Genomic DNA, 14,079 nt, shown 5'->3' on the forward strand with positions numbered 1-14,079 from the left:
TCTATCCCCTGCGTTTAAAATAACCCAGTAATTTGGTCACGTAGCTTTCATCTACTCTTGTGTCTATAGTACCCGCACCACTTAACCTGAAACTCTCTGTAAAATAATTCTTTCGCTTCCGGTAGAATTCAGCATAATTGTTTCTAACCGATTTCGAACCTGTATTCACAGTGAGGTATTCTCCTGTTTCTTCGTCCTGCATCTGGACAATCCCCAGGTTTGGAATCTCCTCTTCTCTGCGATCATAAACCCGAATCCCGGTAAGGTCGTGTTTATTCGCGGCGATCTTTAATGTATGCTGATATTTGTCGGCAATAAAATCTGACAGCAAAAAAACAATAGCTTTTTTCTTCAATACATTGGAAAGGTATTTTAAAGCCCCGGCGATATTGGTTTTCTTGCCTTCCGGTTTGAATTCTATCAGCTCTCTGATAATCCTCAGCACGTGAGAGCGACCTTTTTTAGGCGGAATATAAAGCTCGATCTTATCGGTGAAAAGCATCAAACCAATCTTGTCGTTATTCTGAGTGGCAGAAAAGGCGAGGGTTGCAGCAATTTCGGTGATCACCTCTTTTTTGAACTGGGATTGCGTCCCGAACATTTCAGAGCCTGAAACATCTACCATAAGCATCAAGGTAAGTTCGCGCTCTTCTTCAAAAACCTTTACGAAGGGCTCGTTATAGCGGGCGGTAACATTCCAGTCTATACTTCGCACATCATCGCCAAACTGGTATTGCCTTACCTCGCTAAACGTCATTCCCCTACCTTTAAAAGCCGAGTGATATTCCCCACCAAACACGTGGTCACTCAACCGGCGGGTCTTTATCTCTATTTTCCGTACTTTTTTTAGTAGTTCTTTGGTATCCATTTTAGCCCTTTCCCGAGCCCACTTCAAGGAAAGCAGAAATTTGAAAGTTTGTAATTAAGTGAATCAGAAAAATTCCCAAACGGGAATGGAGGTCTAAGGCACCTCTATTTCGTTCACAATTTTATTGATAATATCTTCTGAAGTGATATTTTCAGCCTCGGCCTCATAGGTGATTCCAATTCTGTGGCGCAATACATCGTGTACTACGGCACGAACATCTTCAGGAATTACATAACCGCGTCTTTTGATAAAGGCATAACATTTAGCCGCCATTGCCAAATTGATACTACCTCTGGGAGACGCACCAAAATTAATTAGTGGTTTAATCTCTTCCAGTTTATATTTTTCAGGAGTACGCGTGGCAAACACGATATCGAGTATATATTTTTCTATTTTTTCATCCATATAAACCTCCCGAACTGCCTCCTGGGCACGCAGAATTTGCTCCAGACTTACTACTGGATTCACTTTTGGAAAAGCTCCCTTTAGATTTGATCTAATAATAAGCTGCTCCTCGGCCATCTGAGGGTATTTAATAACCGTCTTAAGCATAAAACGGTCTACCTGAGCTTCTGGCAGTGGATAAGTTCCTTCCTGTTCTACCGGGTTTTGGGTAGCCATTACCAGGAATGGTTTATCCAGTATAAAAGTTTCATCTCCAATAGTCACCTGCTTTTCCTGCATTGCCTCCAGCAAAGCCGACTGCACTTTGGCAGGAGCTCTGTTAATTTCATCGGCAAGCACGAAATTAGCGAAAACAGGACCTTTTTTTTATGCTGAAATCATTCAGTTTCATATTATAGATCATCGTACCAATAACATCTGCCGGTAAAAGATCGGGGGTAAACTGAATTCTACTGAACTTACCATGAACAGCCTGGGAAAGCGTATTTATGGCCAGTGTTTTAGCTAAACCGGGGACTCCTTCCAGCAAGATATGTCCCTGTCCTAAAAGTCCGATAAGCAAGCGTTCCACCATATCCTTTTGTCCTACAATCACCTTATTCATTTCGGTGGTGAGGATGTCTACAAAAGCACTCTCCCTCTCAATTTTCTCGTTCAAGTTGGAAATATCTACTGAAGCCTCATTTTCTATCATTCTTATTTTTTTAACGGGAGTGAATATACATACTTCTAAATACGCGCGCAAATTGAAAAATCTTTGTCATTTTGGCTGTTAAGAGATGGTTAAAAAAAGAGCGACCATATTGGCCGCTCCTTTAGTTAAATCAATAAAGAAAAAGGTTTTTCTTTTTACTCTGTACCATCAAGAAAAACAGTTTCAAGATCGGTAGTGCCATCGGCTTCTACAACTACATCATTAATGGTAATCATAGAGTAGCCACTGGCTTCTTCAGGAGTAATAGTTACTTTATAAGTTCCTGCAGGTAAGGCGTGCAATACGAACGCACCATTATCTGCAGTATAGGCAGAAATGGTATTAGTTCCATTTGTTGCAGTTACCAATACACTGTATTCAGTAGGATGGACTTCACCTACGATCTCGCCGGTATCTGCATAGGCCGAAAGTCTGATTACAGGTTTTAGGATCAAACCTCCGTTTCCGGTTTCAACGATAGACTCTTCTACATCAAAATCAAGAAGGAATTCATAATGCTCTCCGGCTTCCAGTTCCTGATTTAGATTTAATTTTAATCCTGACTGTTCGGCGCTAGGTGTAGCTAATGGTATCAGATCTCCATCAATCTCAACAAAATTATCTGGTCCAAGTACCAGTCTCATTTGACTTACGAATCCGGCAGGGATCTCAGAATCTGCAAGTAACTGGGTCATACCTCCGGTTAACTCAAGCAAGTCATACTGACCTGCTTCAACATCATCAAGGCTTAACCAACCTTCTTCATCAGTTACCCCCTGTTCTGCTTCCACCTGAATCATGACATCCTCTACATCAACAATAACAGCATCATAATCACCGGGAGCATCTGTCATTCTCACGGTCACTCTTGCATTTTCTTCAGTAATAGCATCATCGGTATCATCATCGCTACAGCTGGTAAGGCCTAAACCTAAAACCGCCAAAAAAATTGCGGGTTTCAGGCTCCATTTTCTAAAAGATCTTTTCATAAGTAGAATTTTTTATTGTTCGTTGGTTCGATAACGGATAAGAAGAGATTTCATTTTGTTACTATAATATTATTAACGAAATTTAACAGGCTTTAACCCTATGTTAAAAATACAAGCTCATAGTTCGTTTAATTAATAAGTACTTTTAAATTAAAAAAATACAATGAAAACTGCTTTAATAACCGGTGCTTCCAGTGGAATAGGCCGCGCAACTGCAAGGCTTTTGGCCCGGGAAGAAATACAATTAATCATCTGCGGAAGAAGAAAAGATCGCCTGGCCGAACTCAGGGACGAACTCCAGAAGTTGGTTCCGGTTCATGTACTGCGTTTTGATGTTCGGGATAAAAATGAGGTCTTTAAAAATATTAAGCACCTTCCTGAAGAATTTCAGAAGATAGACATCCTCGTTAATAATGCCGGAAATGCACATGGCCTGGATCCCATTGAAAGTGGCAATACCGATGACTGGGATGCGATGTTGGATATTAATGTAAAGGGACTTTTATATGTAAGTAAGGCAGTGATTCCTGGAATGATAGAAAGAAAGAACGGTCATATCATCAATATTGGCTCTACTGCAGGGAAAGAAGTTTACCCAAACGGAAATGTGTATTGCGCCAGTAAACACGCGGTTGACGCTCTTAATCAAGGAATGCGAATAGACCTTAATAAATACAAGATAAAAGTTGGTGCTGTAAACCCCGGTCTTACCCAAACCGAATTCAGCGAGGTGCGTTTTAAGGGAAATACGGAAAAGGCAAAAAAAGTCTATGAAGGATATAAAGCTTTAGAAGCCCAGGATATTGCTGAAATTATCTACTTCATGATAAGCCGCCCAATACATGTGAATATTGCCGATCTTACTGTGATGCCTACAGCGCAGGCCAACAGCACTACGGTAAATAAGGATTGATGTTTATACCCTAAAAATAATAGAAATATAAAAGAAAGATTTCCGTCTTCGTGGAAATGACTGTTTTTATGATCAACAAACGCCTTTTAATCAAAAACCTACTCGCTCATAGCAACGAAAACAGCTTTTATGACAAAAAGCTGCGACTCAATATTGGAGAAAGAGAAGGAAAGGCCAAGTTTTTAAAGCATGTTTCTGCCCTGGCAAATTCAAACCCTGAGAACAATTCCTATATCGTGATTGGGGTTAAGGATGCTGACAATTCTATTGTAGGTGTAGATTTCTTTGACGACAGCAAGATTCAGAATCTTGTTAATGCCTACCTTGGAAATCCACCTTTAATCTCCTATGAAAATATTCCGTTTCCCCATCTACCCTCTCAGCTGGTGGTAGGCCTGGTTACCATAAGACCAAATCATGGTAAGATATGTTCTCTGCAAAAAAATATCTGGAAATACTACAGAGGCTCAGTATTTAAAAGGGAGGGAAGCATAAGTATGCCTAAAACTGTCGAAATTGAAATAGAGAATGTTAATTTGGAAATAGTGACTTCTATAGAAAATCATTCTCATAATAATATTGAGCTTACTTTAGATGGAGTTTTCGATTTTTTGAATAAGCGCCAGGATTTTAAGGCCACCTATAAGGTTTTTAAGGAGTATTTTGTAGTATGCTGGGCAGGAAAAGAGAAAAAAGGAAAACAAGGCACTTATTATTCGAGGGTTGATATCGAGTTGATCAATGAACAAGTGAAGCTCTTTTATTCAGAATTAGATGAGGTGAGCATCACTACTACTAAAGACCAGTTCAAAATTCTGGAGTTTGTTCACCTGGGATTGCACGATAGTTTTAAATATTATCCACTGGAAGAGGTGATTATTGAATTTAAGGATAATATGAGTTACGAGATAGAAAGCAAGCTGCTTTTTCAACCTCCTAAATTCGACAAAAAAGTTTTGTATCATATTTACAACAGCAATAATAGCCTTCTGGAAAAACTAAAAAAAGACAGGTCATTGAGTAAACACGAAGAGAAAGATTTAATTAACCTTCCTTCAACATATCTTCTCTGCTATTTTAATAATTTTGAAAACGCAATTAATAAACTTGAAGAATCCAGGTTGCATTTAAAGAAATACAGTCAAGAGGCTTACAATAATTACAAGGAAACCAGCAGGATCCTTAGAAAAGTAAAATACAATTAAAATGGGCCGAAGCATTGCCATAGGAGATATACATGGAGGGTTAAGAGGCCTTGTTCAGTTGCTTGAACGTATAGATATAACTCCTGATGATGAGCTTATTTTTTTGGGAGATTATGTAGACGGCTGGAGTGATTCAGCTAATGTGGTTTCTTATCTCATTAAACTCGCCCAACAAAACACCTGTCTCTTTATTCGCGGAAATCATGATGACCTCACCTATCGCTGGCTTAAAACTGGAGAATTGAATGAACAATGGTTGCAACATGGGGGCCAGACGAGCATTGATGCCTACAGAAATTTTTCAGAAGAGGAAAAAAAGCAGCACATAGAATTTTATGAGCAGATGCTAAATTATTATATCGACAAACAAAACAGACTGTTTGTACACGCGGGATTTACTAATCAGCACGGTCCGGAGACCGAATACCACGAATCAGGTTTCTACTGGGATCGTACCCTTTGGGAAACAGTACTTTCTCTGGATAAAAAAATAAAAGCCAACGATAAATATTATCCCAAAAGACTTCAGCTCTTTGAAGAGATTTTTATAGGCCACACCCCGGTTACCCGCATAGGGGAGACAACCCCCGTCCACATAGCCAACGTCTGGAATATAGATACTGGTGCCGCCTTTAACGGACCTATTTCTGCAATAGAAATAAATACCAAAGAAATATGGCAAAGCGACCCTGTTTGTGAACTCTATCCTGAGGAAAAAGGCAGAAATTAAGACTTTCTTATAACAAATCTACATCTTTGAATTATATATTTGTAATTCAAGGATTTTAGCTTTTATTTGTTGGCTATTTAAAAAACATAGAGTTCAGCACAATTCTTGTTGATAATATATTAACCAACAACATTGTTATGATGTTTGTGTAAATTATTTGAAAATGGCCCTTAGTAATATTAGATTAGAAGTAATGCAAACCATTGAAAAGCAAGTAGATGGTTTTATAGATCAATATCTCATCCCCGTTGAAGATATCTGGCAACCCACCGACCTGTTGCCAAATTTGCAAAAAGAAAATTATGCCGAAGATATTGACCAAATTCGTGAGGAGGCCAAGGAACTTGGATATGATTTCTGGGTGGTTTTAGTAGCCGATATGGTAACCGAAGAGGCTCTCCCAACCTATGAATCCTGGTTAATGGATATGGAGGGAGTAAAGCAACATGGGAGATCAAAAGGAGAATCAAACAGTTGGGCAAAATGGGTACGTCATTGGACAGGAGAGGAGAACCGCCACGGAGATACCCTAAACAAATATCTCTACCTTTCGGGTAGGGTAAATATGAAGGAAATTGAAAAAACCACTCAATACCTCATCAACGATGGTTTTGATATTGGAACCGGTCGCGATCCTTACCGAAATTTTGTTTATACCAGCTTCCAGGAGCTGGCCACCAATATTTCTCATAAACGAGTGGGACAACTTGCCAAGAAAAAAGGAAATAAAATGCTGGCAAAAATGTGTAACATTATTGCCGGAGATGAGATGAGGCATTATATGGCCTATCGCGAATTTGTAAAAACTATTTTTGAGCATGATCCAAGTGAAATGATGTTGGCTTTTCACGATATGATGAAAAAAAAGATTGTTATGCCTGCGCAGTTTATACGTGAAAGTGGTGAGGACATAGCCACAGCTTTTGAGAATTTCTCTAATGCGGCACAGAGGCTTGGTGTTTATACCACCGAAGATTATATAAGCATCCTGAAAACCCTTAATAATTACTGGGAAATCGATAAAATGCGGGGCCTTACCGACGAGGCTCAGAAAGCCCGTGATTACCTGATGAAATTACCAGACAGAATGACCAGGGTTGCAGAAAGAATGGCAATACCACAGGATCAACATAAATTCAAATGGGTTGAACCAAACGGAACGCTTTAAAAAAGCTGAAAAATATAATAAGAACCGCTTTATCAAATTAAAGCGGTTTTTTTATTGCCGTACTTAAGGAAGTTTATTCATAATATTGCAGATGATTAGCATTTTCCAATGAGTAATTCTTCAAATCCGCTGCTGGTTATCCTGGCCTTTTTTTCCATCTACTTCATCTGGGGCTCTACCTACCTTTTGAATAAGATCGCGGTTACCGAACTGCCTCCCTTTATGTTAGCCTCAACACGGTTTATCACTGCCGGACTGCTTATTTTTCTCATTTGCAAAATCCTGAAAATAAGTCTTGCAATAACCCGAAGGCAACTACTAAACACCATTATTGCAGGATTTCTCTTTTTAGCTTTCGGAAACGGGATTGTAGTCTGGGCCTTAAAATATGTTGACAGTGGCTTTGCCGCCTTGGAAATTTCAGCACAGCCCTTGGTGGTGCTCATAATGATGAGGGCTTTCCAGGGAAAAAAGATTCTGCCTATGTCAATGGTGGGTGTGTTTTTGGGAGTTATTGGGATTTACCTGCTTGTTAGTCAAAACCAAGTCACCAATCAGGAAAATTCCTGGTTAGGAATAGGAATGATCTTCCTTTGCTTGCTTAGCTGGTCCTATGGAAGTCTTTTTATAGGCAAAGCGAATTTACCCACCAATCACTTTGTTAATACCGGATACCAGATGTTCACTGGCGGAATCATCCTGCTTCTGGGAAGCCTGGCATTTGGAGAGAGTTGGAGCTGGCCAACAACCTGGAGTGATCCAACCAGGTATTCGATGTTGCTGCTTATTCTCTTCGGAAGCATTGTAGCCTTTACCGCCTTTAATTATTTATTGAAAGTAGTTTCTCCGGAAAAAGTAGCGACTTCAACCTACGTCAATCCAATAATAGCTCTTTTTCTTGGCTGGTATTTTTTAAATGAACAAATCACCATGCAATCTGTCGTTGCGGCGGCAGTTCTGTTAACCGGGGTATATTTTATAAACACCAAGAAAAAACTGGTTATGTTTTCGAGATTTTCACCGCGTTTTGGTAAAAAACTAAACCAATAAGTTTTAAATTGTCCGCTAAAATTTCTTCCCAATGTATTCCCAGATCCTCGATCATATTTCAAGAGATATTTCTTTAACCCATTCAGAGGAAGAGGAATTCACAGGAATACTTTCAGAAAAGAAGATTTTAAAGAAAGAATTGCTCATCCGACCTGGAGACAAGGTAGATTCAGAATATTATGTAGTGAAAGGCTGTCTCAAGGCTTATTACCGGGACCAGGCAGGGGAAGATCACATCATCCAGTTTGCCATTGAAGACTGGTGGATAAGCGATTTTGAAGCGTTTTTTAAAAATACCCCAGCCGAACTTTATGTTGAAGCCATAGAAGATTCGGTGTTGCTCAGTATAGACAAGGCTTCCTTGGAATTGCTTTACCAGCGCATCCCTGCATTTGAACGTTTCTTTAGATTGAAAATCACCAATGCCTTTGTAGCCCTGAGAACCCGTATTCTATCTTCTCTTCAGAAAACGGGAAAAGAACGCTACCTGGAATTCTGTAAAACATATCCGAAAATCGAAAAACGCGTACCCAACTATCACATCGCGAATTACCTAGGCCTTAAACCCGAAAGCCTGAGCCGAATTCGCAAGGAATTGACCTGACTTAACATTTTTTAACCACGCTGCTTAACATACATCAAGCATTTGAAGGCTATTGAGGTCTTACCTTTGTCGATCGGTAAAATGAAGGGGATTTTTCTTTCATTCTGCTGAGGCTTTCTTTTCGGAAGGCCTTGAAAATGAAAATTTTAATTTAAAAAATCACATAATGAGCAAGAAACAAGCTTTGTTAGAACCTTATAATCTGAATGGTCTGGAATTACCAAACCGTGTTGTTATGGCGCCCATGACCAGAAGCCGGGCCACTAATTCTGAAAACAAACCTACGGGAGAACTTCAGGGAGAATATTACAAACAAAGAGCCAGTGCCGGACTTATCATTGCTGAAGGATCACAGATTTCTAAACGTGCAGTAGGTTACGTAAACACTCCCGGAATTTACTCTCAGGAGCAGGTTGAAGGCTGGAAAGAAGTCAACCATAAAGTACACGAAGCTAATGGAAGAATTTTTCTTCAGTTATGGCATGTAGGCAGAATGTCTCACCCCGATTTCCATAATGGAGAGTTGCCTTTGGCACCTTCAGCATTAAATCCCAACGATAAATCTTTTACTCCTGAAGGTTTCAAGGATACCGTAACTCCAAAGGCGATGACTATTGAAGAGATCAAAGAGACTGTTCAGGATTTTAAAAATGCTGCAAGAAATGCAATGGAAGCCGGCTTTGATGGAGTTGAAATTCACTCGTCCAATGGATATTTACTCCACCAATTCTTCAATGCGACTTCAAATCACCGAACCGATGAATACGGCGGAAGTATAGAAAACAGGGCGAAAATTCTTTTTGAAGTAATCGATGCGATCAAAGAAGTAATGCCTGAAAATAAAATAGGTCTTCGTCTGAATCCTTCCCTGAACGGTATTTTCGGGATGACAATGGATGAGGAAACAATTCCAACTTTTGATTATATCATTAAAAAGCTGAATGATTACGATTTGGCCTACCTGCATTTATCTGAGCCATTTAATGATGTTTCGGACATTCCTTATGCTGAAACTGAGATCGCTAAACGCTACCGACCAATGTATAATGGGACAATAATAATTAACGCAGGTTTTGACCAGGAAAGCGGGAACAGAGTAATTGAAGAAGGCAACGCCGATCTTGTAGCTTTCGGAAAACCTTTCATTTCAAATCCCGATCTTGTAGAGCGCTTTGAGCAGAATATTCCCTTAAGTGAATACAATCAGGATACTTTCTACACTCCCGGAAAAGAAGGCTACCTGGATTATGAAGCAAAAACAGAAAGAGCTGAAGCATTGCAGTAAACTGTTTACCTTTCTAGAATGAAAAAATCCCGCGAAATGCGGGATTTTTTGTTTTCTATTAAGCTCCTGACAGAAACTTAAAGATCAAACTTAATACCTTGTGCCAATGGCAACTCAGTTGTATAGTTAATGGTATTCGTTTGTCTTCTCATATAGATCTTCCAGGCATCAGATCCACTCTCGCGTCCTCCACCGGTATCTTTTTCTCCACCAAAGGCTCCACCTATTTCAGCTCCTGAAGTCCCAATATTCACATTCGCGATTCCACAATCTGAACCTTCCACGGAAAGGAATCTTTCAGCTTCTCTCAGGTTGTTTGTCATAATTGCTGAAGAAAGACCTTGTACTACACCATTTTGAAGCTCAAGAGCATTCATAACATCTCCTGAATATTTCATGATATAAAGCACCGGTGCAAAGGTTTCGTGTTGTACGATCTCAAAGTGATTTTCAGCTTCAGCGATAGCAGGTTTTACATAGCAACCGCTTTCATAACCTTCACCTTCCAGCACTCCGCCTTCAACAAGAATTTTCCCACCTTCTTCTACAACTTTATCCAGGGCGTGCTGATAATTTTTTACAGCATCTTTATCGATAAGAGGCCCCACATGATTATTTTCATCCAGTGGATTTCCGATGCGAAGTTGCTTGTATGCAGTTACTATAGCATCTTTCACCTTATCATAAATAGATTCGTGAATAATGAGCCTTCGGGTAGAAGTACAACGCTGTCCACAGGTTCCAACCGCTCCAAATACAGCACCTATGACAGTATTCTTTATATCGGCGTCAGGAGTTACGATAATGGCATTGTTTCCGCCTAATTCAAGAAGGGATTTTCCAAGTCTTGCAGCAACAGCCTGGGCTACTATTTTCCCCATTTTTATGGATCCCGTAGCCGAAATTAGCGGCACGCGTTTATCATTGGTCATCATCTCTCCCACACGGTAATCGCCGGTAATAAGTGACGAAATTCCAGCTGGCACATTGTTTTCTTCAAAAACTCTGGCTGCGATATTTTGGCAGGCCACAGAAGTAAGCGGAGTTTTTTCCGATCCTTTCCAGATACAGGCATCACCACAAACCCAAGCTAAAGCCGTATTCCACGACCATACTGCTACCGGGAAGTTAAAGGCTGAAATAATTCCAACTACTCCAAGCGGGTGATATTGTTCGTACATTCTATGCCCAGGGCGCTCAGAATGCATGGTAAGTCCGTGCAACTGGCGGGAAAGTCCTACTGCAAAATCACAGATATCAATCATTTCCTGCACTTCCCCCAGCCCTTCCTGGTATGATTTACCCATTTCATAGGAAACCAGTCTTCCGAGAGGTTCTTTTAGGCGGCGAAGTTCGTCGTTAAATTGTCTTACCACTTCCCCACGTTGCGGCGCAGGCATGGTTCTCCATTCCTTAAAACCTTTTGTGGCGGTTTCAATTACTTTTTCGTAATCTTCCTTAGTGGTAGCTTTCACTTTCCCAATAAGCGCTCCGTCTACAGGAGAATAGGATTCTATAATCTCACCGTTACTAAAAAAGTCTGTCCCGGTAGAAGTTCCGTTGTTTACATCGTTTAATCCTAAATCTTTCAGGGCTTGTTTAATCCCAAATTTTTCTGCTATTTCACTCATTAATCCTTAAGTTTTAATCTGTTCTTTTGTGTGTTCTTTGCGAAAATAATAAAAATAAAGCGCTAATCCTCATCAGAAGTAAAACGCTTGTCTACCGGCATCACTTCCCCACATTTATCACAGGTCCTTAGCTCCTTGCTTCCGTAGAAATGCTTAAAATGCTTTAAAAAATCGGTTTCAATATTGTTAAGCTGAAAATAAACCTCATATAATTTATTATTACAGTTATCACAAAACCAAAGTAATCCATCTTTTGTATCCGGGTCGGTTCTTTTTCGCTCTACCACCAATCCAATGCTGTTTTCTTGTCTTTCGGGAGAGTGTGGTACTTTTCCCGGATGCAGGTACATATCGCCCGGGCCGAGTTTCATTGTTTTCTTCTTTCCGTCTTCCTGAATGTGTACCTCGATCTCACCTTCCAACTGATAGAACAACTCCTCTGTCTCGTTATAGTGGTAATCCTTGCGGGCATTTGGCCCGGCCACTACCATCACGATATAATCTTCAGATTCACGGTAAAGGTTACGATTGCCAACAGGTGGCTTCAGACTTTCCCGGTTCTGTTCAATCCATTTATTCAGGTTAAAAGGTTTATTTACAGCCATAATTTAGTTTTTTGCAAGTTTAAAATTACACATTCTACCTCACAAAGCCGGTCGATTATTTTCTTTTTTAAGGTATAGGTTTTCTCCTTCTCGTATGGAATCAACATGCTTGATTGGTCTTCGGCTGGCGGGCTGGCGCAAAATTTCTTATCTTCGGGATAAAATAACCAACAACGATGAAAAAAATATTTCTATTACTCAGTTTATCCCTGTTTTTTGCCTGTAATTCTTCAGAAGAAAAAGAAATACCGGAAGAAGTTTCCAAAGAGGAACTAAGTAGCGACATCAATGATAATTTCGGAATCGTAATTCACGGAGGCGCCGGAACTATTGTTAAAGAAAACATGACCGATTCGCTGGAAAAGGCATATAAAGACAAATTGGAGGAAGCCATCAGGGTAGGGCACGAGATCCTTGCCAACGGCGGTACAGCGATGGAAGCCGTACAGCGTACCATAAATGTTATGGAAGATTCCCCGCTTTTCAATGCGGGAAAAGGAGCGGTTTTTACCAATGCTGAAACCAACGAACTTGACGCCTCACTAATGGACGGAAAAACGCTTAATGCAGGAGCCGTTGCAGGAGTAACCACCGTTAAAAATCCGATAAACCTTGCCTGGGAAGTGATGGAGAATTCAGAACACGTAATGATGGCCGGTAAAGGTGCCGAGCTTTTTGCGGAAGAACGCGGGATGGAAATCGTAGATCCTGAGTATTTTTATACAGAGAACCGATTTCGAAGCCTTCAGCGTTTAAAGGAAATGGATACTGAAGAAACCGAGCTGGATCACGACCAAAGCGCAGCCTTTGTTGATCCTTTTATTAAGGATTCAAAATATGGCACTGTGGGTTGTGTAGCCCTGGATAAAGATGGAAATCTTGCTGCCGGAACCTCAACGGGAGGAATGACCAACAAAAAATGGGGGCGTATTGGAGATGCTCCCATAATTGGTGCCGGCACTTATGCTAACAATAAAACCTGTGCGGTTTCCGCCACAGGTTGGGGTGAGTTTTTTATTCGCGGAGTAGTGGCGCACGATATTTCGGCTTTAATGGAATACAAAAGACTAAGCCTGGAGGATGCTGCAGAGGAAGTGATCCAGAATAAAATTCCAGATCTTGGTGGTAATGGCGGGATTATCGCAATAGATTTTCAGGGAAATATAGCTATGGAATTCAATACCGCCGGGATGTATAGAGCACACATGAATAAAAACGGAGACCTGGATATTGGTATTTACGGTGCGGAATAATTTATTCTGAATTAAAAAATTCAATAATATTGATAAGCCTCATTTACAGAAATGTAAATGGGGCTTTTTATTATTGAATTATGTGAGTTAAAATTTTAACATCAATTTAGGTTTCGATTAGTTCTGTTTTTCCCGAACTAATCATATTTTTGCAGCCTTAAAATCATTTGATGAACAAAGCACAGTTAGAAGAAATGAAAGATCGCCTGGTTGAAAAACTTGGCGTACAGCTTGAGAAAGAACACCAGCTGGCTCCGGTATCAGCAAGGATTTTCGCAACAGTTATAATGAGTGGAAAGCAAGGGATTACTTTTGACCAGTTAGTAAAAGATCTTCAGGCAGGTAAGAGTACCGTTTCTTCCCACCTTGAAAACCTACAGGTGAGTAACCGTATTGAATACTATACAAAACCGGGAGATCGCAAACGCTATTTTATAGTGAACCCGGCACTTATGAAAAACTATATTAACGAACTCACGACCAAATGGGAGGCTCAAAGATCGGTGCATCAGGAGGTTCTGGAATTCAAACGCTTATCCAACGAAATAAATAAAGGTACAACCGAAACACAGTTCGATCTTGAATTTCAACAGAGCCTGTTGACCTTCTTCGATGAGGCCTCTGAAGCCCTGGAGAAATTAAAATTAAGACTTAAATCCCAAGATAAATAACAATCACA

At 40.2% G+C, this 14,079-nt stretch carries 13 protein-coding genes and 1 pseudogene; 9 read left to right on the forward strand and 5 right to left on the reverse strand.

Going from position 1 to position 14,079, the window contains the following annotated elements:
- Position 1: 1 nt before the first annotated feature.
- The 3 genes and pseudogenes from BM266_RS10360 to BM266_RS10370 form a co-directional block, all read right to left on the reverse strand.
- Positions 2-868, reverse strand: a complete 867-nt coding sequence (locus BM266_RS10360; protein WP_093409227.1) for a DUF58 domain-containing protein — start codon at positions 866-868, stop codon at positions 2-4.
- Positions 869-961: 93 nt separating this feature from the next.
- Positions 962-1,967: pseudogene (locus BM266_RS10365) on the reverse strand (AAA family ATPase).
- Positions 1,968-2,122: 155 nt separating this feature from the next.
- Positions 2,123-2,956 carry a DUF4382 domain-containing protein gene (locus BM266_RS10370; RefSeq protein WP_093409229.1) on the reverse strand — a complete coding sequence of 278 codons (834 nt, stop codon included), beginning with the start codon at positions 2,954-2,956 and terminating at the stop codon, positions 2,123-2,125.
- 163 nt (positions 2,957-3,119) lie between these two features.
- On the opposite strand from BM266_RS10370, the gene BM266_RS10375 reads away from it, so the two are divergent.
- From BM266_RS10375 to BM266_RS10405, 7 genes are all read left to right on the forward strand, one after another.
- Complete coding sequence (locus tag BM266_RS10375; RefSeq protein WP_093409231.1) at positions 3,120-3,869, forward strand: SDR family NAD(P)-dependent oxidoreductase; 750 nt, start codon at positions 3,120-3,122, stop codon at positions 3,867-3,869.
- Between the two features lie 68 nt (positions 3,870-3,937).
- On the forward strand, positions 3,938-5,074 hold the full coding sequence (locus BM266_RS10380) for an ATP-binding protein (RefSeq protein WP_093409234.1): 1,137 nt from the start codon (positions 3,938-3,940) through the stop codon (positions 5,072-5,074).
- 1 nt (position 5,075) lies between these two features.
- Positions 5,076-5,804: a metallophosphoesterase family protein gene (locus BM266_RS10385; protein ID WP_093409236.1), complete on the forward strand. Its 729-nt coding sequence runs from the start codon at positions 5,076-5,078 to the stop codon at positions 5,802-5,804.
- A gap of 163 nt (positions 5,805-5,967) precedes the next feature.
- Positions 5,968-6,972, forward strand: a complete 1,005-nt coding sequence (locus tag BM266_RS10390) for an acyl-ACP desaturase (RefSeq protein WP_093409238.1) — start codon at positions 5,968-5,970, stop codon at positions 6,970-6,972.
- 108 nt (positions 6,973-7,080) lie between these two features.
- Positions 7,081-8,022: an EamA family transporter gene (locus BM266_RS10395; RefSeq protein WP_093409240.1), complete on the forward strand. Its 942-nt coding sequence runs from the start codon at positions 7,081-7,083 to the stop codon at positions 8,020-8,022.
- A 31-nt stretch (positions 8,023-8,053) separates the two neighbouring features.
- Positions 8,054-8,626, forward strand: coding sequence for a Crp/Fnr family transcriptional regulator (locus tag BM266_RS10400; protein ID WP_093409243.1), 573 nt, complete (start codon positions 8,054-8,056; stop codon positions 8,624-8,626).
- A gap of 166 nt (positions 8,627-8,792) precedes the next feature.
- Positions 8,793-9,911, forward strand: coding sequence for an alkene reductase (locus BM266_RS10405; protein WP_093409245.1), 1,119 nt, complete (start codon positions 8,793-8,795; stop codon positions 9,909-9,911).
- A gap of 77 nt (positions 9,912-9,988) precedes the next feature.
- Here BM266_RS10405 and amaB read toward each other — a convergent pair whose 3' ends face one another.
- Positions 9,989-11,542 (reverse strand): L-piperidine-6-carboxylate dehydrogenase, encoded by a 1,554-nt coding sequence (gene amaB, locus BM266_RS10410; protein WP_093409247.1) that lies wholly within the window; start codon positions 11,540-11,542, stop codon positions 9,989-9,991.
- Positions 11,543-11,604: 62 nt separating this feature from the next.
- The gene (locus BM266_RS10415; protein ID WP_093409250.1) at positions 11,605-12,147 is read right to left on the reverse strand and encodes a 3-hydroxyanthranilate 3,4-dioxygenase; all 543 of its coding nucleotides are present in this window, start codon (positions 12,145-12,147) and stop codon (positions 11,605-11,607) included.
- A gap of 176 nt (positions 12,148-12,323) precedes the next feature.
- Between BM266_RS10415 and BM266_RS10420 the strand changes: the two genes are divergently transcribed.
- Together BM266_RS10420 and BM266_RS10425 are read left to right on the forward strand one after the other, a co-directional pair.
- Positions 12,324-13,400, forward strand: a complete 1,077-nt coding sequence (locus BM266_RS10420) for an isoaspartyl peptidase/L-asparaginase family protein (protein WP_093409252.1) — start codon at positions 12,324-12,326, stop codon at positions 13,398-13,400.
- A 170-nt stretch (positions 13,401-13,570) separates the two neighbouring features.
- On the forward strand, positions 13,571-14,071 hold the full coding sequence (locus BM266_RS10425) for a GbsR/MarR family transcriptional regulator (RefSeq protein ID WP_093409255.1): 501 nt from the start codon (positions 13,571-13,573) through the stop codon (positions 14,069-14,071).
- The last annotated feature ends 8 nt before the right edge of the window (positions 14,072-14,079 follow it).

The sequence above is a fragment of the Salegentibacter flavus genome (assembly GCF_900115145.1).
GTDB lineage: Bacteria > Bacteroidota > Bacteroidia > Flavobacteriales > Flavobacteriaceae > Salegentibacter > Salegentibacter flavus.

Coding starts and splice junctions, on each gene's coding strand:
- BM266_RS10360 (WP_093409227.1), bottom strand. CDS start 868: ATGGATACCAAAGAACTACTAAAAAAAGTACGGAAAATAGAGATAAAG.
- BM266_RS10370 (WP_093409229.1), bottom strand. CDS start 2,956: ATGAAAAGATCTTTTAGAAAATGGAGCCTGAAACCCGCAATTTTTTTG.
- BM266_RS10375 (WP_093409231.1), top strand. CDS start 3,120: ATGAAAACTGCTTTAATAACCGGTGCTTCCAGTGGAATAGGCCGCGCA.
- BM266_RS10380 (WP_093409234.1), top strand. CDS start 3,938: ATGATCAACAAACGCCTTTTAATCAAAAACCTACTCGCTCATAGCAAC.
- BM266_RS10385 (WP_093409236.1), top strand. CDS start 5,076: ATGGGCCGAAGCATTGCCATAGGAGATATACATGGAGGGTTAAGAGGC.
- BM266_RS10390 (WP_093409238.1), top strand. CDS start 5,968: ATGGCCCTTAGTAATATTAGATTAGAAGTAATGCAAACCATTGAAAAG.
- BM266_RS10395 (WP_093409240.1), top strand. CDS start 7,081: ATGAGTAATTCTTCAAATCCGCTGCTGGTTATCCTGGCCTTTTTTTCC.
- BM266_RS10400 (WP_093409243.1), top strand. CDS start 8,054: ATGTATTCCCAGATCCTCGATCATATTTCAAGAGATATTTCTTTAACC.
- BM266_RS10405 (WP_093409245.1), top strand. CDS start 8,793: ATGAGCAAGAAACAAGCTTTGTTAGAACCTTATAATCTGAATGGTCTG.
- amaB (WP_093409247.1), bottom strand. CDS start 11,542: ATGAGTGAAATAGCAGAAAAATTTGGGATTAAACAAGCCCTGAAAGAT.
- BM266_RS10415 (WP_093409250.1), bottom strand. CDS start 12,147: ATGGCTGTAAATAAACCTTTTAACCTGAATAAATGGATTGAACAGAAC.
- BM266_RS10420 (WP_093409252.1), top strand. CDS start 12,324: ATGAAAAAAATATTTCTATTACTCAGTTTATCCCTGTTTTTTGCCTGT.
- BM266_RS10425 (WP_093409255.1), top strand. CDS start 13,571: ATGAACAAAGCACAGTTAGAAGAAATGAAAGATCGCCTGGTTGAAAAA.